This is a genomic window from Tepidiphilus baoligensis (assembly GCF_012911495.1).
GTDB lineage: Bacteria > Pseudomonadota > Gammaproteobacteria > Burkholderiales > Rhodocyclaceae > Tepidiphilus > Tepidiphilus olei.
In genome coordinates, this window is record NZ_JAAAUB010000019.1 from 1 (window position 1) to 25,792 (window position 25,792).

Sequence of the window (25,792 nt, forward strand, 5' to 3'; positions counted from 1 at the left end):
ATGTGCTACGAAACCGGACAGTTCTATTTGTTGACAACAGAGGAATGCGGTGGCTCGACGCTTCAGGTGGCGTCGAGCCGGCGGCGGTCGATGAGCGCGTGCGCCACGGTGGCAGGATCGACGTATTCGAGCTCGCCGCCGAGCGGCACGCCGCGCGCCAGGCGCGTGACCGCCAACCCACGCGCTCGCACGCGTTCGGCGATCCAGTGTGCCGTGGCCTCACCTTCGTTGGTGAAGTTGGTGGCGAGCACCACTTCGCGCACCTCTGGAGCAGCGAGCCGCTCGAGCAAACGCTCCAGCTCGAGCTCTTTGGGGCCGATGCCATCGAGCGGCGACAAGCGCCCCATCAGCACGTAGTAAAGGCCACGGTAGCTGTGGGTTTGTTCGATCGCTTCCATGTCGGCGGGCGATTCGACCACGCAGACGAGGGTGGCGTCGCGCGCCGGATCGCTACAGCGGGCGCACACGGTAGTCTCGCTGAAGGCATTGCAGCGCGCGCAGTGCGTGAGGGTGGTGAGCGCCGCCTCGATCGCCCGGGCCAGCCGCTGCGCGCCGCGCCGCTCGCGTTGCAGCAAGTGGTGCGCCATGCGCTGCGCGCTCCTGGCGCCGACGCCCGGTAGGCAGCGCAGCGCCTCGATGAGTTCGTCGAGCGGCGTGGGCATGGACGCTCAGAAAGGCAATTTCATGCCTGGAGGCAAAGGCATGCCGGCAGTGACGGCGGCCATCTTCTCCTGGGTGGTCTGCTCGACCCGGCGCACGGCGTCGTTGACCGCGGCGGCGACGAGATCTTCGAGCATCTCCTTGTCGTCGAGCACGGAGGGATCGATGCTGACGCGGCGCACGTCGTACTTGCAGGTCATGATTACCTTGACGAGCCCGGCCCCGGCCTGCCCTTCGACTTCGAGGGCGGCGAGTTCGTCCTGCACTTTTTTCATGTTTTCCTGCATTTGCTGCGCCTGGCGCATCAAGCCAGAGAGGGCGTTCTTATTGAGCATGGCGTGTTCCTTGCGGTGGAGTTGAAGAACTAGACCAGGTGACGCTGGCCTCGTCGAGCGTGGCGTCGAACCGTTCGACGAGCCGCTGGGTAACGGGGTGCGCCAGCAGCCGCCCGACGGCGGCGGCATGGGCCCGGCGACGGGCCTCGGCTTCGCGCTGCGCCGGGGTATCGGCGACTTCGGCCACGGTGACGCGCACTTGGACGCGCCGCCCCAGCACTTCGCCCAGCGCCTCGGCGATGCGATCGACGCATTCCGGGTGTAGTTCGAGCAGCACGCGGTGCGAGGCATCGAGCAGGAGCTCGACCGTATCGCCGTGGACCGCGCGGCAGACGCAATGTTGCGCGAACTCGCGCGCGAGCCCCGTGAGACGCATGGCGGCAAACCATTCGTGCCAGGCATCGACCTCGCTGCTACCCGACCGTACCTGCTCGCCCGGGCGAGACACGAGCGGCTCCCGCACGGAATGTGCACCGGACGAAGAAGGCTGCCCGGGCACCGCTTCCGTCCGTATCGGCGTAACACCGATCGCCTCGTGGGCCACCTCATCCGTCGATGACCCATGCTCGAAGCGCGACGGCGCGGCATCCAGGCGTTCTCTTTCGTCCAGAGGCGAAGCATCCTCGCTTGGCGAGGGACGCGGCGTGGCACGGGTCGTTTCACTGCGCGGCGCCGTGGCGGGGCCGGGCACGGCGGAAGGGGGCGTGGCGGTCGTCTGGGGCGCGAAGGCGAGCAGACGCAAGACGGCCATCGAGAAGCCTACGGCGGGATCGGGCGCGAGCGCCAGATCGCGGCGCGCGTGCGTGAGGATGTCGTAGGCGAGCTGAAGGTATTCGGGGTCGAGCCGGGCCGCGAGCGGGGCGAGCGCCTCGCGCGTCTGCGTCTCCAGGGCTTCGGGCGCGAACTGCAGCACGGCGAGCTGATGCACGAATTGCGCGAGCGCGGCCAGGGCCGATTCGAGCGAGGCGCCGCTCATGGCGAGCCGGTCGGCGAGCGCGAGCGCAGCCGGGGCATCGGCCGCTGCCACGGCCTCGAAGAGTTCGCGCAAGGTGGCGCTCGCCACCAGGCCCAGCATCTCCGCCACCTGCGTCTCGCGCACCTCTCCTGCCCCGTAGGCGAGCGCCTGGTCGAGGAGCGAGAGCGCATCGCGCATGGAGCCGCGCGCGGCCTGCCCCACGAGTTCGAGCGCGCCACGATCGTGGGGCACGCCCTCGGCCTCCAGGATGCGGGCGGCGTGTTCGGCGACGAGCGCGGGCGGCAGCGAGCGCAGGTTGAACTGCAGGCAGCGCGACAGCACCGTGACGGGGATCTTTTGCGGATCGGTGGTGGCGAGGATGAACTTGACGTGCTCGGGCGGCTCTTCGAGGGTCTTGAGCATGGCGTTGAAGGCGTGCCCGGTGAGCATGTGCACTTCGTCGATCATGTAGACCTTGAAGCGCCCCTGCACCGGCGCATAGACGGCCTGCTCGAGCAAGGCCGCCATGTCGTCGACGCCGCGGTTTGAGGCGGCGTCCATCTCGACGTAATCGGGGAAGCGGTCGGCGTCGATCGCCACGCACGCGGCGCACGTACCGCAGGGCTCGGGCGTGATACCTCGCTCACAGTTGAGCGCCTTGGCGAAGATGCGGCTGATGGTGGTCTTGCCCACCCCGCGCGTGCCGGTGAAGAGATAAGCGTGGTGCAACCGCTGCGTGGCGAGCGCGTGCGTGAGGGCGCGCACGACGTGGTCCTGCCCCACGAGCGCTTCGAAGCGGCGGGGTCGCCATTTGCGGGCGAGGGCGAGCTGTGTCATAGGGAGAATTCTACCGGATTCTCTCGACGACACCACGAAACGCCCTGGGATGGGAATTTTTTATTGAGATCATTTCTCAATATCATTTGCATTTGGCGCCCTCACACCTTATCCTTTCTTCAGGACGAGATCACGAGCACGAGGAGAATCCCATGATCAGCAAAGTCTTGGCGCGCTTCGGCCCGATGGGCACGGCGCACGAGCCGACGCAACGGAAAGGCGGTGCCTTGCGCGCGTTTCGCGCCGCGTTGGGATGGGCGATCTGGCTCGCGGGCGCGGCCGTGCTGTTCGCGGCGGTCTTGGTTCCCTTGAAGACGGCTTCACCTTGGGGTTTCCTCGTCTGCCTCTCCTTGTCGGCGGCCCTCGGCGGCTTGCTGATCGCGCGCACCTTGTCGTCGTGGGTGCTGGCTTCCCCTGTCACGGCCGAGATCTTTGCCGCCGGCGTGATGGGCACGAGCGTGATCGTAGGGCTCATCCTGCCCTCCATCCAAGAAATCGCCTCCCAGGACGGTGGGCAGGTACAAACGATGCTCCGGTGGATGCTGATGCTCGGCCTGGGGGCCGGCATGTTGGCCCTGCTCGATCGGTTGGTGCCGCACCGCCATGAGCCCCTGGCCGGGCAGGAGCGCTCGGCCCGCTTGTTCCTGTTTGCGCTCGCCCTGCACAACGTGCCCGAAGGGTTGGCGCTGAGCATGAGTGAGGTGCTGGGACCCAGCCTTGCCTTGGGCATCGCGATCCAGAACGTGCCCGAGAGCGTGCTGGCGATGTGGTTGCTCACGGCGGCGGGCTGGTCCGATAGGAAAGCGGGCGTCTGGGCTTTCGCCGCGGTCTCGGTGGAACCCGTAGTGGCGCTGCTGACGAAAAGCCTGGGTCTGGTCGGCACCGAACAGGCGCTCTCGATGGCCGGCTTGGCAGCAGGGGCCATGGGGTTCGTGCTGATCCATGAATTCGCGCCCCGGCTTCGCCAAAGCGGAATGCGGGCGATCCTACCGCTCGTCGGCGGGGCGGCCTTGGTGTTGGGGCTGTCGTACTGGGTATGAGGAGGGTGGCGAGCCGGACCCCCGGCACTTGCGGGGAGCGGTTAGGGCTGCTGCCTTCCGGCCCTGACCCGGTTCCCGCGCCGCAATGCGGGGCGACCCGCCACGGCGCTATTCTAACACGCCTCGAGGAGCGGAAAGGGTCGCGCCATCGCGATCTGCGGTGCCCGCTCGCAGCCGCGAGCCAAAGCGTTCCAGTACGGCAGGATCAGCACCGACCCGACGCAACTGCGAGAGATAGTCCTGCGCCTTGCCCCACAGCTGCAGTTCGAGACAGAGTTCGACGAGGGCTTCGAGCACCGCGGGCTCTTCGGGGTGCGCCAAGCGCCATGCTTCCAGCCGGACGAGCGCCTCTTGCCGAGCGCCGGGTTCGACACAGTAAGGGTAGAGCCGAACCAGCTCCGGCAGCCAGCACTTGCTCAAGGCGTTCTCGAGGATGGGACGGAGCTGCGTGCCCTGCCCCCGGTCGAGCGCCAGCCTTGCCAAGGAAACGAGGAAAGCGGGATCGTAGCGTTCTTCCTTGGGTAGCCGTTTCCACCAAGCGGCGAGGTCTACCCCCAAGCTCAGCCGGGAGGAGGCATCGTCGAGGTGGGCTTGCCGGATGAGGGCAGCCGTTTCGCTCGCGTCCATGGCTTCGAGCGCGCGCAAGCGACGTGCCGATTCGAGCACTTCCTGCCAACGTTCTTCCCTTTTGGCGGCTTCCAGCCTCAGACGCAGCGCCGTGGCCTCGGGGAGACCGCGCAGTTCTGCGAGCCGCTCCATCGCCGCATGGAGGCGTTCGGGACGGGCGCATCGTGCGCCGAACTCGGCTTCCAGCACGGCACGAACGTCGGGCCAACGCTGGAGCCGGGCAAGCCAGTTCTCCGCTCGGGATTCATCGCCGCGATCGAGCGCCGTCACGGTGGCGAGCGCCGCGCCGGCTTCGGAAAGGTCGGGGTATCGGGAGAGCCGGTCCGCCAAACGATGGACCCTCACCACATCGCCCAGCACATGGGCGCGCACCAGCTGCGACAGCGTGTGCGTGGCCCGACGCAAACGCCATGCCTCGCGCCGATTGCGTAGGGATCGGGGCAGTGCGATGAGCGAGCTTCCCAGCCGCAACAGGGCGTAGAGAACCAATACGGTCGCCACGACCAACGATGCGAAAAGGGTGAGAGACAACTGGGCACGCCACGGAGGCACGACGAAGACCACGTAACCATCCACGCCCTCGATGGCGAGCCCTGCCGCCACCGCCAAAGACGCCACGAGCACGAAGGTAAGCAAGGCTTTCATGGGGCTCTCCTCAAGGGAAACGCTGAATGATTGGCTGCGCGGGCGAATCGCTGCGTTGCGCGGTGCTCGCTCCCTCGCCTNCCAGGGGGGCGGCGGAGGAAGCGGCCGCTTCGGCCTGCAGGCGTTCCTCGATCCGGGCGAGCGCGGCGAACGAGTCGGTGAGCGAGAGGCGCGTCGCACCGACCGCTTGTGCCGTGAGCTCGTCGAGCGCCGCGAGCGTCGCGGCCACGACAGGATCATCACGTTCGTAGAATCGCTCCACCGCCTCTCGTACTTTATCGAGCGCGGCACGGTAACGCGCCTCGTCGCCACTCTGGGCGGCGAGTCGAGCGCTGGAGAGCCACAACCTCAGGTTTTCTTCGAGCACCAGGCGCATCTGCGGCGAAAGGAGCTCCGGCGCAACCGCATCGAGTCGCTCCAAACGCACCAGCCCAGCCACGGATGTGAGCATTGCGTCGCCCCAATGCAGGATCGTCTGCCAGATTCCTTGGTACCAAGGTGATTCCCCCGGCGGCAAAGAATTCTCCGACCCTGCGTCGGCACCGTGCCGAGGGAGGGCGATGCTCGCCGTCTCCGGCACGGGCGCGGCGAAGGTGAGGGTGAGCTGCGGCAAACGGGATTCCAGCGCATCGAGTCGGGCGAGGATCCCGTCGAGATCGACCCGAGGGGCGCCGCGGAGACGCTCCAAGTCGCGGGCGAGCGCCTGACGCAAGGGCAGGAAGAGCCCTTTGCTCTCCTTGGCCAAACGCGCGTCGAGTTCGGCGAGCACGGCAATCGCGGACGAGAGGTCGTTCGCCCAGTCGATGCGCCGTTGCGCATAGCTGAGCACGTCACGCGCCTCGACGAGCAGGCGTCGCTCGTCCTGCCGGCTCAGCGCCTGGGTGAGGCGCTCCACCAAACGGCCCAGCTCGCGCAGATCATCCACTTGCCCTTGAACCTGCCCCAGCGTGCGCTGGACGGCATCGAGCCGCTGCGTGAGGACGGTCAGCGCACCTTGGAGCTGCTGGAATGATTCCTCGCTGCGTCGCGATCCTTGTTCGAGCCGGACGAGTCGCTCCTCGAGCGCCTGGCGCTGCGCCGCCTCCTGCTGCACGACATGGCGCGCATAAGCGTAGGCGCCCAAAGCAAGTAGCGACACCACGACGCCGGCTGCCAACGCCCAGCCGCCCCAGCGGCGACAGGAACGGCCGGATCGAGCGGACGGGGCACTCGATTCTGCCTCGTTCGCGTGGGATGTCCCACCCTGTGGATCTCCCGTAGCACCCTGCGGAGGACTGGACGTAGCTTCTTGTCCTGCCGATTCGGGCGAGGATTCGGGGGAAGGAGCGGTGGCACCCACGCTTTCTGCAGCCGCGGTATCCTCCACGGTGTTTTCTTTCGTTTTCGGCTCGTTCATCGACTTCCCTCCTGCACAGCGGGCAAGGATTCCAATGTGGCCATCAGCCCCGCGTCTCCCGGAGCCGCTGCCGTGACGACACGCCGCAGACCCAGGGTCGTAGCCGCGGCAGCGATGCGCGGATGCGCCGCGACGGCCGGCACGTCGACAAGCAGCGGCCAATCGGCAGCCGGTACCAGGGCCGGCAGATTCATGACCCCTTCGCTGCTCGTGAGGAGCATGGCGGCGAGCCGCCGCTCGCGCAAGGGGGCGAGCACTTCCGCCGTCCATCGGGGCTGGACGCGACGATAACATATCCAGGTATCGACCAGGGCGCCGCGCTCGATCAGCGTTTGCGCGAGCAGCGCCCGCCCGCCCTCTCCTTTGACGAGCAGCACCCGCCGCCCAGAGACGGCCGCGCGCGCACACTCGGGCAGCGCGAGCACTGCCTCCGAATCCGCCCCCTCGCGGGGACAGATGACCTCTGAGAATCCCAGGGCGCGCAGCGATTCGGCACTGCCCTCACCCACCGTCATCACCGGCGGACCCGGCGGCCAGGCGCGGTAACGGCGAAGGCGCGGCACGGCGAGCTCGGCGGCGGTGCGGCTGACGAAGAAGACCCATGCATAGTCATCCAGCGCGGCGGCGACCTGCGCCTCTTGCTCCTCGTCCTCGATCGGTTCGATCGCGAGCAAGGGCGCCGCCACCGGCGCAAACCCTCGTGCCTGCAGCATCGCCTCGAGCCGCCGGGCCTGCGCACGCGGACGGGTCACCCACACGGCGGGCGGCGAGTCGCTCATGCCGCGCCGCCCGAGAGCGTCGCGACGAGCTCCGCCGCGCCTTCATCGAGCAGACGCTGCGCCAGGGTCTCGCCCAAACGGCTCGCCTCCGCGAGCGGCCCGCGGATCTCGCCACCGTAGATACGGCTGCCGTCGGGCTCGGCCACCCGGCCGCGCAGCCAGAGTTCCCCGCTCTCGCGCACGGCATAGGCGGCGATCGGCACTTCACAGCTGCCGCCCAACACCCGGGCAAAGGCCCGCTCGGCGGCCACGCAGGCGGTGGTGAAGGGATCGCCGAGCGGTGCGAGCCAGGAGCGCACCTCCGCGCGTTCGGCCAGGCATTCGATGCCCAGTGCGCCCTGCCCCGCCGCCGGCAGGCTGACCTCGACCGGCAGCACCGCCCGAATGCGCTCGCCCAATCCCAGGCGACGCAAACCGGCCGCCGCGAGGATGATGGCGTCGAACTGCCCCTCGTCGAGCTTGCGCAGGCGCGTGTCGAGATTGCCGCGCAAGGGGCTCACCGCCAGATAGGGGTACTGAGCGATGACCTGGGCCTGGCGTCGCAGCGAGGAAGTACCCACGACCGCGCCCGGCGGCAGATCGTCGAGGCTGGCGTAGCGGTTCGAGACGAAGGCATCGGCCGGCTCTTCGCGCGCGAGCGTGGCGGGAAGCGCGAACGCCTCGTCGAGCACCATCGGCACGTCCTTCATCGAGTGCACCGCCAGATCGGCTTCCCCCGCGAGCAGCGCCGTCTCCAGTTCCTTGACGAACAGCCCCTTGCCGCCCACCTTCGCCAGGGGCCGGTCGAGGATACGATCACCGCGGGTGGTCATGCCCAAGAGTTCGACGCGACAGGCGGGATAGAGGGCCTCGAGCCTAGCCTTGACGAATTGCGCCTGCCACAAGGCGAGGCGACTCTCGCGGGTGGCGATGACGAGGCGTGACGGCGGCGGAAAGGCCGAGTTTTCTTCTGTCATGCTTTCTCCCTGGCGACGCGGGCACGAGCGCCGGCGGCAAACAACGGATGCGGCGATTCTATCATCGTCGCCTCGACGCCCCGCGGCCTTATAATTGCCCCTTTCCTTGCCTGATCACCGCTCATCACCATGACCGACACGCCGCACACGCCCGCCAAGACCTGGTCGGGGCGCTTCGCCGAACCCGTCTCCGAGCGCGTCAAGCGCTACACCGCTTCGATCCCCTTCGACCGGCGGCTCGCCGAGCACGACATCCGCGGCTCGCTCGCCCACGCCAAGATGCTCGCGCGCCAGGGCATTCTGAGCGCCCAGGATCTGGCCGACATCGAGCGCGGCATGGCCCGGATTCGCGAAGAGATCGCCCGCGGAGAGTTTCCCTGGTCGCTGGACGACGAAGACGTGCACCTCAACATCGAGAAACGTCTCACGGCCCTGGTGGGCGACGCCGGCAAGCGCCTGCACACGGGGCGCAGCCGCAACGACCAGGTCGCCACCGACCTGCGCCTGTGGCTGCGCGATCAGATCGACGCGATCGTCGAAGCGATCGAAGCGCTGCAAGGCGCGCTCCTCGATCTGGCCGAGACGCACGCGGCCACCCCCATGCCGGGTTTCACCCATCTACAGGTAGCCCAGCCGGTGACCTTCGGCCACCATCTCATGGCCTACGTGGAAATGCTGGAGCGCGACCGCGAACGGCTGCGCGACGCCCGCCGCCGCGTCAATCGCCTGCCGCTGGGGTCGGCGGCGCTCGCCGGTACCACCTTTCCCATCGACCGCGAATTCGTCGCCCGCGAACTCGGCTTCGAGGACGTGTGCCGCAACTCGCTCGACGCGGTGAGCGACCGCGACTTCGCCATCGAATTCCTCGCGGCGGCATCCCTCGTCATGATGCACCTGTCGCGTTTCTCCGAGGAGCTCATCCTGTGGATGACGCCGCGCTTCGGCTTCATCACGCTCGCCGACCGCTTCTGCACCGGCTCTTCCATCATGCCGCAGAAGAAGAACCCGGACGTGCCGGAGCTCGTGCGCGGCAAGACGGGACGGGTCTATGGGCACCTCATGGGGCTCCTCACCCTCATGAAGGCGCAGCCGCTCGCCTACAACAAGGACAACCAAGAAGACAAGGAACCCTTGTTCGATGCCGTCGATACCCTGCTCGACACGCTCGTGATCTACGCCGAGATGGTGGGCGGCATCACCGTGCACCCCGAGGCGATGCGCGAAGCGCTGCGCCAGGGCTTCGCCACGGCCACCGATCTGGCCGATTATCTGGTGAAGAAGGGGGTTCCCTTTCGCGACGCGCACGAAGCGGTGGCGCGCGCCGTGCGCGAGGCCGAGGCGCGCGGCGTGGATCTGGCCGAGCTGCCGCTGGACGTGCTGCGCAGCTTCAGCCCCCTGATCGAGGAAGACGTCTATCGGGTGCTGACGATCGAGGGGTCGCTCGCGCAGCGGCGCCACATCGGCGGCACCGCGCCCGAAGCGGTACGCGAAGCGATCGCCCACGCCCGGGCACGGCTGATGAATCGCGTCTGAAACCGTGCGGGTGCCGCGAATCGCCTACCGTGCGGCTGCATGGTGGGGTTGCGCGGCACCCGATGTCAAGCGAGCACACCGGCTTCCTTGAGCAATTCCTGCAGTTCGCCCGACTCGTACATCTCGCGCACGATGTCCGCCCCGCCGATGAATTCGCCCTTGATGTAGAGCTGGGGGATGGTCGGCCAGTTGGCGTATTCCTTGATCCCCTGGCGCAAGGACTCGTCTTCGAGCACGTTGTAGGCGGCGAAGTCTTTCAGACCGCAGCGGCGCAGCACCTGCACCACCGCCGCGGAAAAACCGCACAAGGGGAAATCGGGCGTGCCTTTCATGTAGAGCACCACCGGATCGGCGGCAATCTGCTGGCGAATTTTTTCTTGGATGTCCATTTCGGTCCTTATGTCATCGGTTGGGGTAAGCCACGAGTACTTGTTGAATTTTCGCGGCAACACGGATGTTAGCCAGGCCCGCCAAGAAGCGTCAAGTGAACAATCACCGCGAACGGGTTGGCGTAGAGATCCGAATTTTCACTTCAGGCGAAATGCACTCACCGTCCGCGCCAAGCGCTCGCCGGAGACGTGCAGGCGACGAACGCCCTCACCGACATTCTTCATGGACTCTTCGGTCTCGTCCGTCCACTCTGCCACCCGACCCAGCTGCTTGGCGCTTTCCTGCATCGATCGATTATGGGCGACCACCTCTCTCGCGATCTCCACGAAGACCTCCTCCACGCGCGAGGCCTCCTCAATAATCTTCGACATCGCCCGTTCCGCATCTTGCTCCATCTCGGAGCCCTTCGACACACGCTCGACCGCATCTCGTATGCGGCTGAGCACCTCGTCCTTGCTCTGACCGATGCCGGCGATCACGTCGTTGATTTCGTCCGTGGCCTTCGCGGTCTGCTCGGCGAGCTTTCGCACTTCGTCGGCCACCACGGCAAACCCACGCCCAGCCTCGCCGGCACGCGCCGCTTCGATGGCTGCGTTCAAGGCGAGCAGGTTGGTCTGCCCGGCGATGCCTTTGATGAGCTCGACCACCACACCGATGCGTTCGGACTGGGTACCGAGAAATTCCACGCTGCTGGAAGTTTCATGGATGGCTTTGGCCACCGCGGTGATCTCGCGTATCGTTTGCTGCACGATTTCTCCGCCCTGCTGGGCCGACCGCCTCGCGTCGAGCGCGAGTTGCCTAGCCGATTCGGCCTGTTCACTGAGCCGTTCGAGCGCCATCGACAAATCGGCAACGGCCGCAGAAACTTCATGGGCGGCCTGGCGTTGATCCTGCGTTCGCGCCAACCCGCTCTCGACTTCCCCTTCGAGCTTTTGGGCCATCTCCGACACCGCCTTGGCTTCACTCGAAACCTGGCGCAACGCGGCAGTCAAATGAGATTGCATTTCGGCCATGGACTGCAATAGCCGATGGTCTTTCGCGGCAGCGACGGGACGCAAGTCGCCCTCGCCCACTCGTTCGGCCACCCTCGAGACCATGACGCTCTCGATTGCTTCCAGCTTGAGCCGCTGGGCCATGTACATCAACAGCAGGGATTCGACCACGACATAGGCCGCATGAACGCCCACGAGGGTCCAGGAAGGTCCTTGGATGAAGACATAGACTCCCCAGTTTTGCATCTGCAGGTAGTTGAACAGGGCATGATGAACGGCGATGACCAACACCGCCACCAGAATGGGACGCCAATCTCGGTAGTAGAGCAGGAAAGCGAGCAAGGCGAAAATGCCGAAATGGGCTTCGATGGCTCCGGAATATTGTTGAATGAGCAGGGCCGAAAACACCATGAATGCCGCTGCGATGGTCATGCGCGTGACCAAAGCCCCAGGCTGGAGTCTCGCCACGATGAGTGGGACCAAGAACGTGGGCACGCCAACAAGGAACGCGATGCCCCAGGTATCGGTGATGGCGGCCGACGCCAAGGTCACGACCAAGTGCAGCGCGAGCGCGCCCAGCATGAGCCGGTCGGCATGTGCCTGGAAAGGAATGAGGGCATCCTCGACCCGACCGGTCGGCTCAGGCTCGGTCATGATGACATTCTCCAACGATCACGGTTCAAGGGCGCGTGAAGCACACGTCGGACGCGGGTACGGTATAGGCATGCCACCCCAGGAGTGCGCCCGAATAAGACAACCACAGCGCGAATAACACCCACGCCAGCCTCCGGCGCCGAGGCTGGCCTCGAGGAAGAACACGGGGACGATCCGGAAGACGCATGGGCATTGTTATGTTACAGGACGGAACGGCTGCGACTTTAACACCTTACGCGCCAATGCAACGATTGAAGATGCAAAAAAACCACCTCTTGTTCCGCGCTCGAGCCTCAGGCGTCGACGAGGCGCCGCCGTCCGCCGCTCACCCGCTCGTGCCCGGCCAGATCCTTCCAGCTTTGCACCTCGAGAAAACCAGCATCGAGCAGTAACCCCCGCACCCGCTGCGCCTGATCCCAACCATGTTCCAGCAGCAGCCAGCCGCCCTCGGCGAGGTGGCGTGGCGCCTCGGAGACGATCGCTGCGATCGCTTCCAAGCCCGTTTCTCCGGCGACCAGCGCCGAGCGTGGTTCGAATCGTAGATCCCCCTCTTCGAGATGCGGATCGTCCTGGGCGAGATAAGGCGGGTTGGAGACGATGAGATCGAACGCCTCGCCCGGGCCTAGCCGGGAGAACCAGTCGCTTTCCAGAAACGACACGCTCGCTTTCAGGCGGGCGGAGTTTCCCATCGCCAGGCCGAGCGCCTCGGGCGAGGCGTCCACCGCGAAAACTTCCGCCTGCGGCAGTTCCAGTGCCAGGGTGATGGCGACGCAGCCGCTGCCGGTGCCCAGATCGAGGATCCGCGGCGCGTGTTCCGGCGGCAGGGTGAGGGCGAGGGCGAGGGCGATCGCCACCTCCACCAGGGTCTCGGTCTCCGGTCGTGGGATCAGTACCGAAGGCGTGACGCGAATGCGCCGTCCGTAGAACTCCCGCTCGCGCACGAGGTAGGCCACCGGCACCCCCGCCGCGCGCCGCTCCACCCAGGCGGCGAAGCGCTGCAGCACTTCCGCCGGCAAGGAGCGTTCCGGCCAGGCGGTGAGCTTGGTCGAACTCCAGCCGCTGGCGTGGCACAGCAGCACGCGCGCTTCCAGCGCGCCGATACGGGCGCGGGCCCAGGCGAGCGCCTCGCCCACCGTCGCATCGTGCGGCAGCGCCCCGGACGTCGTATTCATTTCGAATCCTCGGGCGCGTTCTCCAGCTCATGCAGCCGCTCTTGTTCATGCTCGAGGCGCAGCGGCTCGATGAGCGGATCAAGATCCCCCTCGAGGAGCGCGTCGAGCTGATAGAGCGAAAGATTGATGCGGTGGTCCGTCACCCTGCCTTGCGGGAAATTGTAGGTGCGGATGCGCTCGGAGCGATCGCCGCTGCCCACCAGGCTCTTTCTCGCGGCCGCCACCACCGCGGCCTGTTCGTCCCGCCGCCGCGCCTCCAGCCGTGCGGCCAGCACCGCCATGGCCTTCGCCTTGTTGCGATGCTGCGAGCGGTCGTCCTGGCATTCGACGACGAGCCCTGTGGGCAGGTGCGTGATGCGCACCGCCGAATCGGTCCGGTTGACGTGCTGTCCGCCCGCGCCGCTCGCGCGGAAGGTATCGATGCGCAGCTCGGAAGGGTCGATCTGCACCACGGCCTCCTCGTCCGGCTCCGGCAGTACCGCCACCGTGCAAGCCGAAGTATGGATGCGCCCCTGGCTTTCGGTGGCCGGCACCCGCTGCACCCGATGCACGCCCGACTCGAATTTGAGCCGGCCGTAGACGCCGCGCCCCTCCAGCCGCACGATCACCTCGCGGTACCCCCCCAGGTCGGACTCGCTCGCCGAGAGGATCTCGCTGCGCCAGCCGCGGCGCTCGGCATAGCGCAGATACATGCGCAGCAGATCCGCCGCGAAGAGCGCTGCCTCCTCGCCGCCGGTCCCGGCGCGGATCTCGAGGAAAGCCGGCCGGTCGTCCTCGGGGTCGCGCGGCGTGAGCGCTTCCATGAGCGCGCGCTCGCTCTCGGCGAGCCGCTCGCTGAGCCGCGTCTTTTCCTCTTCCGCGAGCGCGCGCAGTTCCGGATCGGCAGTCAGCGCCTCGGCCGCCGCAAGCTCTTCTTCGAGGGCGCGATGAGCGCACCACTGCGCCACCACCGGTTCGAGTTCCGCGCGCTCCTGCCCCAGACGGCGCAGCTGCTGCGGGTCGGAGGCCGCCGCCGGGTCGAGCAGCGCCCGGTCGAGCTCCTGCAGCCTTTCCTCCATGCGCTGCAGCCGTTCGCGGATACGCGCTTTCATCCCCGCTCCCCCCGCGGCACCGCCAGAGGCAGGGATTCTTCCTGCGTCGCGTCTTCCCCCTTGTCTTTTGCCGGGGGCGTGCTTTCTTCCAGCGCGAAGAGCCGCGGCAGGGCCGCGAGCAGCGCCTCGCGTTCCGCGTCGCCCGCCTCCTGCAAAAAGCGCGTGGGCGCGTGCAGCCACTTGTTCATCAGCCCATGGCTCAGGGCCATGAGCACCGCCTCGGGCGATTCGCCCCCATGCAGGCGGCGCAAGGCCCGCTGTAGCTCCGCCTCCCGCAGCGCATCGGCCCGCTCGCGCAGGCGGCGGATCCAGGGCACGATCTCGCGCGAGCGCACCCAGGCCATGAACTCGGCCACCCGCTCCTCGACGATGCGCTCCGCCGCCACCAGCGCCTGCTGCCGCGAGGCGAGCCCCGCCTGCACGATCTGCGCCAGATCATCCACGGTATAGAGGAAGACGTCGTCGAGCTCACCCACCTCCGGCTCGACGTCGCGCGGCACGGCCAGATCCACCATCACGAAGGGCCGGCGCCGACGCTTTTTCAGGGCGCGCTCGACCATCCCCAGGCCGATGAGCGGCAGCGGGCTGGCCGTGCTCGAGACGATGGTGTCGAATTCGGGCAGAATGTCCGGCAGGTCCTCGAGCCGCCCCACGCCCGCGCCCAGCGGCTGGGCGATCGCCTCGGCCCGGGCGAGCGTGCGGTTGACCACCATCATCCGCCTGGGGCGGCCGGCGGCGAAGTGGGTGGCGCACAATTCGATCATCTCGCCGGCGCCGACGAAGAGCACCCGCTGCTCCGATACCGGCCCGAAGACGCGTTCGGAGAGCTTGACCGCCGCCGCGGCCATGGAGACCACGTTCGCCCCGATCGCCGTGCCCGAACGCACTTCCTTGGCCACCGCCAAGGTGTGCTGGAAGAGTTTGTGCAAATGCTTGCCGAGCGTTCCGGCCGCTTGCGCCGCCCGCACTGCGTCCTTGAACTGCCCCAGGATCTGCGCTTCGCCCAGCACCATGGAATCGAGGCCGCTCGCCACGCGAAAAACATGGCGCACCGCCGCCTGGTCGATATAGGTGAAGAGGTGCGGCGCCACTTCCGGCAGCGGCGTTCCTTGGCGGGCGGTGAGCCAAGCCACCACCGGCTCCGCCTCGCGCGCCGCCACGTAGAGCTCGGTGCGGTTGCAGGTGGAGAGGATGGCGGCTTCCGACACGCCGGCCACGCCACCGCACAATTCCTGCAGGGCCGGCGCCACGCGCTGCGCATCGAACGCGAACCGCTCCCGAATCGCGATCGGCGCCGAATGGTGGTTCAGACCCAAGGCATAGAACGGCATGAGCGCGCGAGCTGGAGATCGGAGTAAAGGCAGCGATTATATCATCCGCCCCGACCCGACCCGACCCTTGACGGCGGACAGCAGGGCACCCACAATGCGGGCGAAGCCATCGCCCAAGGGAGAACGCAGGCATGCGCATCCTCATCGTCGAAGACGACGCCGTCATTGCCGACGGCCTTGCCCGGGCGCTCAAACAATCCGGCTGCGCCATCGACACGCTGATGAACGGCCGCGAGGCCGACGTGGCCCTGCAAACCACCCCCTACGACCTCGTCATCCTGGATCTCGGCCTGCCGGGACTGCCCGGCATCGAGGTGCTGCGCCGCTTGCGCGCGCGCAAGAACACCACCCCCGTGCTCATCCTCACCGCCCAGGACGGAATCGAAGACCGCGTGCGCGGACTCGATGCCGGCGCCGACGACTACCTCACCAAACCCTTCGCGCTCCCCGAGCTGGAAGCCCGCGTGCGGGCGCTCACCCGGCGCTCGCTCGCCGCCCCGCCGGTGGTGGAAGCCGGCAAGCTGCGCTACGACCAGAGCGCCCGGCGCGTCTGGCTCGACGGCACCCCGCTCGAACTCTCCGGCCGGGAACTCGCGCTCCTCGAATACCTCATCACCCGCCCCGGGCGGCTCGTGAGCAAGGAACAGCTCGTCGAACACCTCTGCGGCTGGGGCGAGGAAGTCTCCACCAACGCCATCGAAGTCTACATGCACCGGCTGCGCAAGAAGATCGAAGGAAGCGGCGTACGCATCCAGACGGTGCGCGGCCTCGGCTACAGCCTGGAGCCCAGCGATGCTTCCCTGGCGTAAGCGCACGCCCGACGGCTCGCCCAACTCCGTCTTCGGCGAGATCCTCGACTGGCTCCTCGCCCCGCTGCTCTTTCTCTGGCCTTTCTCCATCATCGTCACGCACCAAGTGGCCGATCGTATCGCCAATCGCTCGTTCGACCACGCCCTGGGCGAACAGGTTCAGATGCTCGCGCGTTTCGTGACGATCGACGGCGACCGCGTCCAGCTCAACCTGCCCGCGCCGGGCCGCATCCTCTTTCGCTCCTCGGCGAGCGACGTCGTCTTCTTCCAGGTCCGCACCGACGAAGGATTCGTCGGCGGCGACGCCGAGATCCCCGCCCCGCCCCGCCCCTGGCTGCCCGACGGCGAAGTGCGCTGGCGAGACGACGTCGTGGCCGGAGAACCGGTACGCGTCGCCGCCCGCATCGACCGCCGCCCCGGCCCCGAGCAGCCGCGCTTCGTCATCGCCCAGGTAGCCGAGACCCTCAACAAGCGCCGCGAGCTCGCCTCCGACGTCGTCACCGGCGTGCTCCTGCCGCAATTCGCCCTGATTCCGCTCTCGGTCGTGCTCGTCTGGTTCGGCCTCACCCGCGGCATCGCCCCGCTCGCCCGCCTGCAGGCGCGCATCCGCCAGCGCCGCCCCACCGACCTCTCGCCCATCGCGCCCGAGAGCGTCCCCGAAGAAGTGCGCCCCCTCATCGTCGCCTTCAACGACATGATGGCCCGTCTCGAAGAAAACCTCCAGGCCCAGCGCCGCTTCATCGCCGACGCCGCCCACCAGATGCGCACCCCCATCACCGGCCTGAAGATGCAGGCCGAGCTCGCCCTGCGCGAGCGCGACCCGCAGGCGCTGCGCCAGGATCTCCAGCGCCTGCACGGCGCCGCCGAACGCGCCGCCCACCTCATCCAGCAGCTCCTCACGCTGGCGCGCGCCGAATCGAGCTCGGAGACGGTACACCGCATCGAACGCCTCGACGTACAGGAACTGCTGCGCGACGTCGCCCTCGAGCTCTACCCCAAGGCCCAGCACAAAGCGCTCGAGCTCGGATTCGACGAAAGCGAAGGGCGGCTGGAAGTCGAGGGCAACCGCCTCATGCTGCAGGAACTCTTCAAGAACCTGGTCGACAACGCCATCCAATACACCCCGCCCGGCGGCAGCGTCACCCTGCGCGCGCTAGCCCGCGGGGATTCGGTCGACGTCGAGATCGAAGACACCGGCATCGGCATCCCCCCCGCCGACCGCCCCCGCGTCTTCGAGCGCTTCTACCGCGTGCTCGACACCGGCGTCGACGGCTCCGGCCTGGGCCTTGCGATCGTGCGCGAGATCGCCGAGATGCACCGCGCCGACGTCAGCCTCGAACCCAACCCCCACGGCCAGGGCACGCTCGCCCGCGTGCGCTTCCCCCTGCCGGCACGAAGCCCCGCCCGGCAGGACGAGCGCCCCCGCGCCAAGGATGATTGACTTTCTCTTTCCCGCCGCTATAATGGCGGTCTTCGGCGGCCAGGTAGCTCAGTCGGTAGAGCAGCGGACTGAAAATCCGCGTGTCGGTGGTTCGATTCCGCCCCTGGCCACCAATATATAAAGGTCAACCGTTCTCGGTTGGCCTTTTTTCTTGCGCGCTCCCGCGCGTTCGCGGGGACTCCTGCGGATTCCTGCGGACTTCCTTCCCCGGCCGTCTCGCCTGCCTCGGGCCCCATTTCGCTCTCTCCGCGCCGTTTTTCTCTCCGGCCCTGCTCCCCGGCGAAAGGTCGAAGTCAACAGGGAGCGCCGACGGCACCATTCAATATCAACAAGTTACGTGCTGACCGTTCAACCGGTTGGATGAGTGCATCGCTCACCCAAACCAGACATAGCCTCAACCCTGCGTGGTCGGGGCGCCCTCGGGAGGTAGCGGAATGACGGTGCGGTACTTTCCGCCGCTGGATTGCGCAGGCGGCTCCTCGGCGCGCTCGACCGCGACCTGATCGAGCCGGTGCTCGATGAGCAGGCACGCGATCCCACTACGCACAGCCTCCCCCACATGCGCTCCGGGTCGGCGCCGGGCGCGGGACGCAGGCGCACGCGCAGACGCATCGGTGCAGTCTGCACGATCTGCGACAGCTCGACGCCAGAGATATGGTCAAGCTCCAACGCCAGCGGAGGGATAAAGACACGCTCGCCGCGTTCTGTCGTAAATGAGAGCACATCGGCGGAGCGGCCCTGCACGCGGATCGCGGGCAGTGGATTGCCGCAGGGACAGGGATCGGGCCGCTGCAGGATGCTGTCCCCGAGGTCGTAGCGCAGGATCGGCTGTACCCGGCTGGCGAGATTACTCAGCAGGACCGTGTGCGACGGCGTGCCCGGTAGAGTCGGCCGGTAGTCGGCGTCGACCGGCTCGAGCACGGCCCAGTCACCGTTAACGTGGCCGGCTGTGGCCGGCTACCGCATCATCCCGCCCCGCCCGCCGTAGTAACCGCGCAGCCGCTCCTTCTGCTCGGGGGTGAGCACCGCGTCCATGCGATTCTGCGCATCGACCTGGATCTGGATCATCTGCCGTCGCAGGTCGCAAATCTTCTTGTATTGGTTGTCGATCGCGGCGGGGTCACGCTTCCCGGAGTAGTAGATTTCGTTGAGCTTGGCTTGCTCGGCATACATCTTCGCCGCCAGGTCCCCCTGCTTCTTGCGGAAGTCCTCCTGGATCTGTGCGATCTTGGCCTGCTGCTGCTCCGTGAGGTCGAGCGCCGGGCCATAGCCGTATCCGCCCATCATTCCGGGGCCCATCATTCCGGGGCCCATCATGCCAGGGCCCATCATGCCAGGGCCCATGTAGCGGTCGTCCCAGTCATCCCAATCCCCCCACATCCCGCGGGGACCCATGCCCATCATGCCGGGACCCATCATGCCCGGTCCCATGCCCATCATCCCCGGCCCCATGCCGCACATCGGGCACCATCCGCCCATCATGCCGGGTCCCATGCCGTAGCCGTAGTACGGTTGCCCTTGCTGAGCCGAAGCGCTGGCCACGGTTCCCAAAAGCGCCATCGCGGCAAGCGCGCCAACGAGTTTTTGCTTGGTGTTCATTTGCATCTCCTTTACTGGTGGAAATTGCACAACCCGGTCCTTGGACCGGGGCCTATCCCCCCTTCAAGTCGTCGCGCTTCTGCAAGAACTCGTCGCGATCGATTTCCCCCCGCGCGTATTTTTCTTCAAGGATAGCCAAGGCCCGGTCATCGCCCTGGCGAGCGCCCGTGCCCGTTCGGCTTCTGCCGCCCAACAGATACTTGATGGCGGCCAGCACGAGCAGTACCGGCACCAGCCAGAGCAGGATCATCCAGATCCAGCCGAATCCCCATCCCCAGCCCATGCCGTAATCCATCATCATCTTCTTAGCCTTTCATTCCCGGGTGCGGCCATGCCGCCGCAAGAAGTCGATAATCTCGGCCGTCGTCGTCTTGTCCGGGACGAACTTTCCCATTGCCGCCTCGTGCCCGCGCATCCGGCCGACCACCGCCGGCCACTCCTGCGCGGTGTGCTGACGCGGGTCCGGCAGCGCGTGGCACTGCACGCAGGAGGTGCTGAACGCCTGGCCCGCCTGCGTGTTCAGGTCCGGGTATTTGGCCGCGTCGATCGGTTCCTGGGCGTGCTTCTGCAGATAGTCGAGCAGGATGTCCAGTTCTACCCTGCTCGGGGCCACCACCCCCATCATTCCACCCATCATGCCGCCCATCATCCGCATGCGCATGTTCATGCGGCCCAGCACCCGCGGCCATCCGGCGGCGGTGTGCATGCCCGGGCCGGGCAGGTTGTGGCATTGCACGCAGTAATACTGCAGTATCCTCGCGCCTGCCGAATCCGGCTCGGGCAGCAGCGCGGGATCGATGCCGGGCGGCAGCGCGCCCCCCATCATCCGCTGCATCATGTTCCTGTGCATGGGGCCCATCATTCCCGGCCCCATCATGTCTTGCGCCAATTTTGTTGCCCCCTCCGCACGGGCAAGGCCAACAGCGAGGGATGAGACGAGCAACGAGAACGCGACGGCTGCACCGGCCGTTAGCCTTGAAATGCCTCGTCGAGTTGTTCTCATCTCCACGCTCCTCGTTCGCCCCGGGCTGAAAGACGCTTTTCGCCCGGGGCTACAGCGCCTGCATCACCCGCTGCAGCCGCTGCCTCACCTCACCGGCCAGCTGAGTGATATCCGGTTTGCCGACCAGGTCCAGCACGGCGTTGGGGTCCATGAACTCGACATGCACCTTGCCTGCATCATCCTGGCGCACCACCACGTTGCAGGGCAGGAGCAGCCCGATGGACGGCTCCACCGTCAGGGCCCGATGCGCGAGCGGCGGATTGCATGCGCCGAGAATTCGGTAGGGCGGCATGTCCTGGTTGAGCTTTTTCTTCATCGCGCCGGCGACGTCGATGTCGGCCAGCACGCCGAAGCCTTCGGCCTGCAGGGCCTGGGTGACGCGCTCGATCGCTTGATCGAAGGTCAGCTCCACCGTCTTGCCGAAACCGTACTTGATATCCATGACAACGCTCCTTGGGTTGGAATTGCTGTTCAGCGGCGCAGCATGCGCAGGCCGTTTCCGATCACCACGAACTCGCTGATCTCGTGCGCCAGCACCGCGATCGGCAGGGTCAAATAGCCGCCCACCGCGCCCGCGATCAGGCCGCCGATCACCACCGCGGACAGGGCGAGGTTCTGCCGGATCACCTGCCAGGTTCGGCGGCTGAAGGAAATCAGATAGGGCAGCCGCGCGAGGTTGTCGCTCATCAGCACCACGTCCGCCGTCTCCAGCGCGACGTCGGTGCCCGCCGCGCCCATGGCGACGCCGACGTGGGCCGCCGCCAGTGCGGGCGCGTCGTTCACGCCATCGCCGACCATCACCACCTTGCCGTAGCGCGCCTCCAGCTCGGCGACCTTGCGCGTCTTGCCCTCCGGGGAAAGCTCGGCGAACACCTCGTCCACACCCACCTGCCTGGCGATCGCTTCCGCCGCCAAGGGATTGTCGCCGGTCAGCATGACCACCCGCTCGATGCCGGCGCGCTTGAGCTCGGCGACGGCCCGGACCGCCTCCGGCCGCAGCGGATCGGCGATGGCGATCAGGCCGTCGAGGGCTCGATCGGTGCCGACCAGCACCACGGTCTTGCCTTCCCGCTGCAAGGCTTCGATGCGGGGCATCGCGGCGGCCACCGGAACGCCCAGCCCCTCGAAGAGCCGTGGGTTTCCTACATAGTGGTCGACGCCTTCGATCCGGCCGCGGGCGCCCGCGCCGGTGAGGGACAGGAAATCTTGGGCCGGGTTGACCGCGATGCCCTCGCTCTTGGCCCGCTCCAGCACGGCCTGCGCCAGGGGGTGCTGCGAGCGCAGTTCGAGGGCGGCGGCCGCGGCCAGTACCTCGCGTTCGCTTTGCCCGTCCAGCGGGATCACATCCGTGACCTGCGGCCGGCCCAGGGTGAGCGTGCCGGTCTTGTCCAGGGCCACCACCCGCACCTTGGCCAGGTTCTCCAGATGCACGCCGCCCTTGATCAACAGGCCGTTGCGGCCGGCGGTGCCGATGGCGGCGACCAGCGTGATGGGGACGGAGATCACCAGGGCGCAAGGGGCGGCGGCGACGATGAACACGGTGGCGCGGGTGAGCCAGTCCTCCCAAGGCAGGCCGAACAGCGGCGGCAAAAGGCCGATGAGGATGCCCACGCCCAGGACGGAGGGGCTGTAGCGCTTGCCGAAGCGCTCGATGAAGCGTTGACTGCGGCCCTTGCTCGCCTGCGCGGCTTCCACCAGATGGATGATGCGCGAGAGGGTGTTGTCGGCGAAGGTCTTGGTGGCGCGCACCGTGAGCGCGCCCTCGCCGTTGAGGGTGGCGGCGAACACCTGGCTGCCCGGCAGTTTCTCGACCGGCACGGATTCGCCGGTCACCGGCGCCTGGTTCACGCTGGAATGACCGTCGACCACCTCGCCGTCAGTGGCGACCGACTCGCCCGGCAGCACGATGAAGACATCGCCCACCCGGATCTGCTCGACCGGGATCCGTATCTCCTCGTCTCCGCGCCGCACGAGCGCGGTCTTCGGGGCCAAGTCCATGAGGGCGCGGATCGCGTGCCGGGCGCGCTCCGCCGTGTAGCCTTCCGCCGCCTCGGAGATCGAGTAGAGAAACACAAGCGTCGCGGCCTCCGCCCACTGCCCCATGACCCCGGCGACGATGGCGGCGGTGGACATGAGGAGCTCAATGCCGATCTCGCGCTCCTTGACCAGTTCCTCCAGCGCCTCGCGGCCGAAATAGTAGCCGCCGACGAGTACGGCGGCGATATAGAGAATTGCCTGGAACCCGGCGGGCAGGCCGAGATAGCCGCCGACGAAGCCGGTGAGCAGCAACAGCCCGGAGCATACGGAGGTGACGACCTTGGCGTTGCGCCAGGGTCGCGGCATGACCACCGGGGCCTCGGCGGCGCAGGCGCAGCCCATCACTCGCCCTCCACCGCCGCAAGCGATGCGGTCTGGATGCCGATACGACAGCGCCCGCCTTCCCGTAAACACATCCGCTCGCGAAAACGGTGCAAGTCCTGGGCAAAGAGCCCGCCGACGTCGGGCAGCGCCCGCAGCATGTCGTAGGCCAATTCCAGGTAAGGCACGCCGCGCACGAGGCGGTGATAGACCCAGCGCCCATCTTTCTCTGCGGACAGCAGCCCAGCCTGACGCAGAATCTTTACATGGCGCGACAGCTTGTACTGGGGCTCAAGCAGGCTGTCCACCAGTTCGCAGAGGCAGGCCTCCTCGCCGGTCTCGGCCAGCAGGCGGACGATACGGATCCTCGTCGGGTCGGCGAGGGCCTGAAAGATTTCGTGTGGTTGTACGTTGATCGTATGCATAGTTGCATGATAACACATCTATGCGACGACGCAACACTCGGACGGGAAATCGGCCACCCTCCCAACCCGGGGCGGGGAATCGGGGATCCGCGAGATCAGGCTTGGATTCTTCGCCGCTGCTCCTCCCACAACAACGGCGTCCCCGACGCCAGATCGAACAGCGTCACCTCTGGCGGCAGGGTCTCGTCGAGGATGGCGGCGACGATGTCCGGCGCCAGGGTGGTGAGGTTCACCATCCGACTCACATAGGCCCGATCCATCCCCTCGCGCTCGGCCACCTCGGATAGCGTGCGCGCCTCGCCGGACTCCACCATCGCCAGCCAGCGGTGGCCGCGGGCGAGCGCGAGCTGGATCGGCGTCGGCGTGTCATCCCAGGGACGGGGCTGGACAGCGCTGCCGTCCGGAAGGGCCACGGCCTTGCGGCTGCCGCGGCGCTTGATCCGGATCGGCACAGCGATGGTAAGGCTGCCGTCGCTCGCGGTGATCACCTCTGGCTGACCGGTCTTGTCGATCAAGATTTCATTCATGCCACGGCCTCCTCAAGGGTTTCCGGGGCGGGCTCGGGGCGCAGCTCCAGGGCGAGCACCTCGATGCCGTTGGGCCGGAACCGCACCTCGATGTCGTCCGGCGAGACGATCACCTTGTCGATGAGGAGCCGCACGATGCGCTGCTGCTCGGCCGGGAAGAGCTGATCCCAAATCGCATCCAGCCGGGTCATGGCCACCGTGACCTGGGCCTCGTCCAGGGAGGGGTCGAGCCGGGCGGCGCGCTCGGCCACCCCGGCGACCATGGCCGGGGCGCGCAGCACCCGGCGCATCTGCTCCAGCACGGCGGCCTCCAGTTCACCGGCCGGCAGGCGCGGCAGCCCGGAGGCGCCGGCGTGCTCCTTGTTCTCCCGCGTCGGCAGGTAGTAGCGGTAGATACGTCCGTTCTTCTTGCGCGTGGACCAGGGCGTGAGCGCCCGGCCATCGATCCCCACGACGATCCCCTTGAGCAGGAACGGCACCCGGGCGCGGGTGTTGTTGCCTCGCACACGCGAGTTCTGCGCGAGGATCGCCTGGGCGGCATCCCACAGCCTGCGCTCGACGACGGGCGGGTGTTCGCCCGGATACCACTGATCGCGATGGCGGATCTCGCCCAGGTAGACGCGGTTGTTGAGGATCTTGTAGACGAGGCTCTTGTCGATGGGCTTGCCATCGCGCACCCGCCCGTCTTGGGTAGTCCAGGCCTTGGAGGTCACGCCGTCGAGGCGCAGCTCCTTCACGAGCAGGGTCGAGGACCCGAGTTCGACGAAGCGCTGGAAGATGTGCCGGACCAGCTTGGCCTCCTGCTCATTCGGGACCAGCCGCCGGTTTTCGACGTCGTAGCCGAGTGGCGGCACGCCGCCCATCCACATGCCCTTGCGCTTGCTGGCGGCGATCTTGTCGCGGATGCGCTCGCCGGTCACCTCGCGCTCGAACTGGGCGAAGGAGAGCAGGATGTTGAGCATCAACCGCCCCATCGAGGTGGTGGTGTTGAACTGCTGGGTGACCGAGACGAAGGAGACCCCGTGGCGCTCGAAGACGTCGATCATTCGCGAGAAGTCAGTCAGCGATCGCGTCAGGCGATCGATCTTGTAGACCACCACGATGTCGACCTTGCCGGCCTCGATGTCGGCCAGCAGCCGCTTGAGCGCCGGCCGGTCCATGTTGCCACCGGAGAAGGCGGGATCGTCGTAGTCGTCGGCCACCGGAATCCAGCCCTCCGCGCGCTGGCTGGCGATGTAGGCGTGGCCGGCGTCGCGCTGGGCGTCGATGGAGTTGTACTCCTGGTCGAGCCCCTCGTCGGTGGACTTCCGAGTGTAGACGGCGCAGCGCAGGCGGCGCTTCAGGGCTTCGTTCATCGCCGACCTCCCTGCTTCTTCGGATTCTTCGCCTTGGCCGGTGCCTTCACGCCGAAGAAGAGCGGCCCGGACCAGCGGGTGCCGGTGATCTCGCGGGCGATCATGGACAGGCTCGGGTAGCGCCTGCCCTCGAACTCATACTGTCCGTCCTGGGCGACCGTCACCCGGTGCTCGATCCCCTGGTACTCCCGGGTGAGCACGGTGCCGGGCATCAGCCGGATGTCGCGATCGAGCTTGCGCGCCTTGCCGGTCTCCACCAGGGCCTTGATGCGCCGCTTGTTGCGCTCCAAGAGGCTGGGATCGACCTTGCGGAACTCGATCTCTTGCAGCTTGTACGCGATCCGCCGCTCCATGAACTGGCGATTGGGCGTCGGGTTGTCGCTGCCGAAGAGTTCTCGCCAAAGCGCCCTCATTTCCTCTATCGAGAGATCCGGGAGCCCGGCGATCCGGGCGACGACGCTCGGCGGGGTGGGTGGGACGGTGCTTGCCTTCATGGAGCCTCCTCCAAAGTGTTGTTGACGGGGTGGCTATGAAGGCGCTGGTGGCCGGAGAAGCCAAGCTCAAACTCGCTCTCCGCGGGGCCGCCTGCGGACTGGGCGAACACGGCCTCGCGCAGTCGGACGAGGCCGTGGGCCAGCAAGGATGCGGCTTCGCGCCGGCGCTGCTCCGGCGTCATCCGTTCGGGTGGTAGGTGGTTGATCGTGCACATCGGTATCGGTCCTGAACGTCCAACTCGCTCGATGACGAGATTGTCCGGTCAGGCCTCTACCGAGGCCATCAGGGAGTTTCGGGCCGGTGCGGACCGATGGGGGCTGGTGCGAAGGAGTTCGCGGGATCGGGTGGTTGTGTACCATCCTTTCTGTAAATTCCGTTTAGCGCCTC

General features: G+C 67.1%; 26 protein-coding genes, 1 tRNA gene, 1 other RNA gene and 1 pseudogene. 5 read left to right on the plus strand and 24 right to left on the minus strand.

The genetic code is table 11. From position 1 onward, the window contains the following. Positions 1 to 62: 62 nt before the first annotated feature. The 3 genes from recR to dnaX are packed head-to-tail and all read right to left on the minus strand — an operon-like array spanning position 63 to position 2,787. Entirely contained in the window at positions 63 to 662 is a 600-nt protein-coding gene (gene recR, locus GV368_RS10040; RefSeq protein ID WP_169116423.1) for a recombination mediator RecR, read from the minus strand. A 6-nt stretch (positions 663 to 668) separates the two neighbouring features. Further along, positions 669 to 995, minus strand: coding sequence for a YbaB/EbfC family nucleoid-associated protein (locus tag GV368_RS10045; protein ID WP_142804541.1), 327 nt, complete (start codon positions 993 to 995; stop codon positions 669 to 671). Continuing rightward, positions 985 to 2,787 (minus strand): DNA polymerase III subunit gamma/tau, encoded by a 1,803-nt coding sequence (gene dnaX, locus GV368_RS10050; RefSeq protein WP_169116424.1) that lies wholly within the window; start codon positions 2,785 to 2,787, stop codon positions 985 to 987. Before dnaX ends, GV368_RS10045 begins: the two co-directional genes overlap by 11 nt. A 152-nt stretch (positions 2,788 to 2,939) precedes the next feature. On the opposite strand from dnaX, the gene GV368_RS10055 reads away from it, so the two are divergent. Further along, complete coding sequence (locus GV368_RS10055) at positions 2,940 to 3,827, plus strand: ZIP family metal transporter (RefSeq protein WP_169116425.1); 888 nt, start codon at positions 2,940 to 2,942, stop codon at positions 3,825 to 3,827. Between the two features lie 4 nt (positions 3,828 to 3,831). On the opposite strand, the gene ffs is transcribed toward GV368_RS10055, so the two are convergent. The 5 genes from ffs to hemC all read right to left on the minus strand — a co-directional run bounded on the left by ffs (position 3,832) and on the right by hemC (position 8,230). Further along, an RNA gene (gene ffs / locus GV368_RS10060) (signal recognition particle sRNA small type) lies at positions 3,832 to 3,929 on the minus strand. A gap of 6 nt (positions 3,930 to 3,935) precedes the next feature. Then, entirely contained in the window at positions 3,936 to 5,099 is a 1,164-nt protein-coding gene (locus GV368_RS10065; protein WP_169116426.1) for a heme biosynthesis HemY N-terminal domain-containing protein, read from the minus strand. Between the two features lie 10 nt (positions 5,100 to 5,109). Further along, on the minus strand, positions 5,110 to 6,495 hold the full coding sequence (locus tag GV368_RS10070) for a uroporphyrinogen-III C-methyltransferase (RefSeq protein WP_456243395.1): 1,386 nt from the start codon (positions 6,493 to 6,495) through the stop codon (positions 5,110 to 5,112). Then, entirely contained in the window at positions 6,492 to 7,274 is a 783-nt protein-coding gene (locus GV368_RS10075; RefSeq protein ID WP_169116428.1) for a uroporphyrinogen-III synthase, read from the minus strand. Before GV368_RS10075 ends, GV368_RS10070 begins: the two co-directional genes overlap by 4 nt. Then, positions 7,271 to 8,230: a hydroxymethylbilane synthase gene (gene hemC, locus GV368_RS10080; protein ID WP_169116429.1), complete on the minus strand. Its 960-nt coding sequence runs from the start codon at positions 8,228 to 8,230 to the stop codon at positions 7,271 to 7,273. Before hemC ends, GV368_RS10075 begins: the two co-directional genes overlap by 4 nt. Before the next feature lie 129 nt (positions 8,231 to 8,359). Here hemC and argH point away from each other — a divergent pair, with 129 nt between their 5' ends. Further along, positions 8,360 to 9,763, plus strand: a complete 1,404-nt coding sequence (argH, locus tag GV368_RS10085; RefSeq protein WP_169116430.1) for an argininosuccinate lyase — start codon at positions 8,360 to 8,362, stop codon at positions 9,761 to 9,763. Positions 9,764 to 9,828: 65 nt separating this feature from the next. Here the strand turns inward: argH and grxD are convergent, their stop codons facing one another. The 5 genes from grxD to hemA all read right to left on the minus strand — a co-directional run bounded on the left by grxD (position 9,829) and on the right by hemA (position 15,393). Next, positions 9,829 to 10,152: a Grx4 family monothiol glutaredoxin gene (gene grxD / locus GV368_RS10090; RefSeq protein WP_028874655.1), complete on the minus strand. Its 324-nt coding sequence runs from the start codon at positions 10,150 to 10,152 to the stop codon at positions 9,829 to 9,831. A 138-nt stretch (positions 10,153 to 10,290) separates the two neighbouring features. After that, entirely contained in the window at positions 10,291 to 11,799 is a 1,509-nt protein-coding gene (locus GV368_RS10095) for a methyl-accepting chemotaxis protein (protein WP_169116431.1), read from the minus strand. Between the two features lie 293 nt (positions 11,800 to 12,092). Further along, positions 12,093 to 12,971 carry a peptide chain release factor N(5)-glutamine methyltransferase gene (gene prmC / locus GV368_RS10100; protein ID WP_142811688.1) on the minus strand — a complete coding sequence of 293 codons (879 nt, stop codon included), beginning with the start codon at positions 12,969 to 12,971 and terminating at the stop codon, positions 12,093 to 12,095. Continuing rightward, a complete protein-coding gene (gene prfA, locus GV368_RS10105) occupies positions 12,968 to 14,062 on the minus strand; it encodes a peptide chain release factor 1 (RefSeq protein WP_142811690.1) in 1,095 nt (364 codons plus the stop codon). The genes prmC and prfA overlap by 4 nt, the downstream gene beginning before the upstream one ends. Continuing rightward, positions 14,059 to 15,393: a glutamyl-tRNA reductase gene (hemA, locus tag GV368_RS10110; protein ID WP_169116432.1), complete on the minus strand. Its 1,335-nt coding sequence runs from the start codon at positions 15,391 to 15,393 to the stop codon at positions 14,059 to 14,061. The genes prfA and hemA overlap by 4 nt, the downstream gene beginning before the upstream one ends. A 131-nt stretch (positions 15,394 to 15,524) precedes the next feature. Between hemA and GV368_RS10115 the strand changes: the two genes are divergently transcribed. The 3 genes from GV368_RS10115 (at position 15,525) to GV368_RS10125 (ending at position 17,756) form a co-directional block, all read left to right on the plus strand. Then, complete coding sequence (locus GV368_RS10115) at positions 15,525 to 16,202, plus strand: response regulator (protein WP_169116433.1); 678 nt, start codon at positions 15,525 to 15,527, stop codon at positions 16,200 to 16,202. Beyond that, complete coding sequence (locus GV368_RS10120; protein WP_055423770.1) at positions 16,186 to 17,643, plus strand: sensor histidine kinase; 1,458 nt, start codon at positions 16,186 to 16,188, stop codon at positions 17,641 to 17,643. The genes GV368_RS10115 and GV368_RS10120 overlap by 17 nt, the downstream gene beginning before the upstream one ends. 37 nt (positions 17,644 to 17,680) lie before the next feature. Further along, positions 17,681 to 17,756 (plus strand) — tRNA-Phe (locus GV368_RS10125). Positions 17,757 to 18,037: 281 nt separating this feature from the next. Here the strand turns inward: GV368_RS10125 and GV368_RS11805 are convergent. From GV368_RS11805 to GV368_RS10180, 11 genes and pseudogenes are all read right to left on the minus strand, one after another. Next, positions 18,038 to 18,585: pseudogene (locus tag GV368_RS11805) on the minus strand (phenylacetate--CoA ligase family protein); the annotation flags it as partial. A 15-nt stretch (positions 18,586 to 18,600) separates the two neighbouring features. Further along, on the minus strand, positions 18,601 to 19,242 hold the full coding sequence (locus tag GV368_RS10135) for a Spy/CpxP family protein refolding chaperone (RefSeq protein WP_169116435.1): 642 nt from the start codon (positions 19,240 to 19,242) through the stop codon (positions 18,601 to 18,603). A 52-nt stretch (positions 19,243 to 19,294) separates the two neighbouring features. After that, positions 19,295 to 19,543 (minus strand): SHOCT domain-containing protein, encoded by a 249-nt coding sequence (locus tag GV368_RS10140; RefSeq protein WP_055423768.1) that lies wholly within the window; start codon positions 19,541 to 19,543, stop codon positions 19,295 to 19,297. A 12-nt stretch (positions 19,544 to 19,555) separates the two neighbouring features. Beyond that, entirely contained in the window at positions 19,556 to 20,131 is a 576-nt protein-coding gene (locus tag GV368_RS10145) for a hypothetical protein (protein ID WP_169116436.1), read from the minus strand. 163 nt (positions 20,132 to 20,294) lie between these two features. Next, on the minus strand, positions 20,295 to 20,687 hold the full coding sequence (locus tag GV368_RS10150) for a DUF302 domain-containing protein (RefSeq protein WP_127478535.1): 393 nt from the start codon (positions 20,685 to 20,687) through the stop codon (positions 20,295 to 20,297). 29 nt (positions 20,688 to 20,716) lie between these two features. Further along, positions 20,717 to 22,624, minus strand: coding sequence for a heavy metal translocating P-type ATPase (locus tag GV368_RS10155; protein ID WP_169116437.1), 1,908 nt, complete (start codon positions 22,622 to 22,624; stop codon positions 20,717 to 20,719). Next, positions 22,624 to 23,028 (minus strand): ArsR/SmtB family transcription factor, encoded by a 405-nt coding sequence (locus tag GV368_RS10160; RefSeq protein ID WP_055423764.1) that lies wholly within the window; start codon positions 23,026 to 23,028, stop codon positions 22,624 to 22,626. Before GV368_RS10160 ends, GV368_RS10155 begins: the two co-directional genes overlap by 1 nt. A 95-nt stretch (positions 23,029 to 23,123) precedes the next feature. Continuing rightward, the gene (locus GV368_RS10165) at positions 23,124 to 23,555 is read right to left on the minus strand and encodes a hypothetical protein (RefSeq protein ID WP_169116438.1); all 432 of its coding nucleotides are present in this window, start codon (positions 23,553 to 23,555) and stop codon (positions 23,124 to 23,126) included. Next, complete coding sequence (locus GV368_RS10170; protein ID WP_169116439.1) at positions 23,552 to 24,910, minus strand: recombinase family protein; 1,359 nt, start codon at positions 24,908 to 24,910, stop codon at positions 23,552 to 23,554. Before GV368_RS10170 ends, GV368_RS10165 begins: the two co-directional genes overlap by 4 nt. Beyond that, positions 24,907 to 25,404, minus strand: a complete 498-nt coding sequence (locus tag GV368_RS10175; protein WP_072755420.1) for a DUF2924 domain-containing protein — start codon at positions 25,402 to 25,404, stop codon at positions 24,907 to 24,909. Before GV368_RS10175 ends, GV368_RS10170 begins: the two co-directional genes overlap by 4 nt. After that, complete coding sequence (locus tag GV368_RS10180) at positions 25,401 to 25,619, minus strand: hypothetical protein (protein ID WP_072755421.1); 219 nt, start codon at positions 25,617 to 25,619, stop codon at positions 25,401 to 25,403. Before GV368_RS10180 ends, GV368_RS10175 begins: the two co-directional genes overlap by 4 nt. Between the last annotated feature and the right edge of the window lie 173 nt (positions 25,620 to 25,792).

Coding starts and splice junctions, on each gene's coding strand:
- hemC (WP_169116429.1), bottom strand. CDS start 8,230: ATGACAGAAGAAAACTCGGCCTTTCCGCCGCCGTCACGCCTCGTCATC.
- GV368_RS10170 (WP_169116439.1), bottom strand. CDS start 24,910: ATGAACGAAGCCCTGAAGCGCCGCCTGCGCTGCGCCGTCTACACTCGG.
- GV368_RS10165 (WP_169116438.1), bottom strand. CDS start 23,555: ATGAATGAAATCTTGATCGACAAGACCGGTCAGCCAGAGGTGATCACC.
- grxD (WP_028874655.1), bottom strand. CDS start 10,152: ATGGACATCCAAGAAAAAATTCGCCAGCAGATTGCCGCCGATCCGGTG.
- hemA (WP_169116432.1), bottom strand. CDS start 15,393: ATGCCGTTCTATGCCTTGGGTCTGAACCACCATTCGGCGCCGATCGCG.
- GV368_RS10135 (WP_169116435.1), bottom strand. CDS start 19,242: ATGAACACCAAGCAAAAACTCGTTGGCGCGCTTGCCGCGATGGCGCTT.
- GV368_RS10175 (WP_072755420.1), bottom strand. CDS start 25,404: ATGAAGGCAAGCACCGTCCCACCCACCCCGCCGAGCGTCGTCGCCCGG.
- dnaX (WP_169116424.1), bottom strand. CDS start 2,787: ATGACACAGCTCGCCCTCGCCCGCAAATGGCGACCCCGCCGCTTCGAA.
- GV368_RS10180 (WP_072755421.1), bottom strand. CDS start 25,619: ATGTGCACGATCAACCACCTACCACCCGAACGGATGACGCCGGAGCAG.
- recR (WP_169116423.1), bottom strand. CDS start 662: ATGCCCACGCCGCTCGACGAACTCATCGAGGCGCTGCGCTGCCTACCG.
- GV368_RS10150 (WP_127478535.1), bottom strand. CDS start 20,687: ATGGATATCAAGTACGGTTTCGGCAAGACGGTGGAGCTGACCTTCGAT.
- GV368_RS10140 (WP_055423768.1), bottom strand. CDS start 19,543: ATGATGATGGATTACGGCATGGGCTGGGGATGGGGATTCGGCTGGATC.
- argH (WP_169116430.1), top strand. CDS start 8,360: ATGACCGACACGCCGCACACGCCCGCCAAGACCTGGTCGGGGCGCTTC.
- GV368_RS10065 (WP_169116426.1), bottom strand. CDS start 5,099: ATGAAAGCCTTGCTTACCTTCGTGCTCGTGGCGTCTTTGGCGGTGGCG.
- prmC (WP_142811688.1), bottom strand. CDS start 12,971: ATGAATACGACGTCCGGGGCGCTGCCGCACGATGCGACGGTGGGCGAG.
- GV368_RS10155 (WP_169116437.1), bottom strand. CDS start 22,624: ATGGGCTGCGCCTGCGCCGCCGAGGCCCCGGTGGTCATGCCGCGACCC.
- GV368_RS10045 (WP_142804541.1), bottom strand. CDS start 995: ATGCTCAATAAGAACGCCCTCTCTGGCTTGATGCGCCAGGCGCAGCAA.
- GV368_RS10115 (WP_169116433.1), top strand. CDS start 15,525: ATGCGCATCCTCATCGTCGAAGACGACGCCGTCATTGCCGACGGCCTT.
- GV368_RS10160 (WP_055423764.1), bottom strand. CDS start 23,028: ATGCATACGATCAACGTACAACCACACGAAATCTTTCAGGCCCTCGCC.
- GV368_RS10095 (WP_169116431.1), bottom strand. CDS start 11,799: ATGACCGAGCCTGAGCCGACCGGTCGGGTCGAGGATGCCCTCATTCCT.
- GV368_RS10120 (WP_055423770.1), top strand. CDS start 16,186: ATGCTTCCCTGGCGTAAGCGCACGCCCGACGGCTCGCCCAACTCCGTC.
- GV368_RS10075 (WP_169116428.1), bottom strand. CDS start 7,274: ATGAGCGACTCGCCGCCCGCCGTGTGGGTGACCCGTCCGCGTGCGCAG.
- GV368_RS10055 (WP_169116425.1), top strand. CDS start 2,940: ATGATCAGCAAAGTCTTGGCGCGCTTCGGCCCGATGGGCACGGCGCAC.
- prfA (WP_142811690.1), bottom strand. CDS start 14,062: ATGAAAGCGCGTATCCGCGAACGGCTGCAGCGCATGGAGGAAAGGCTG.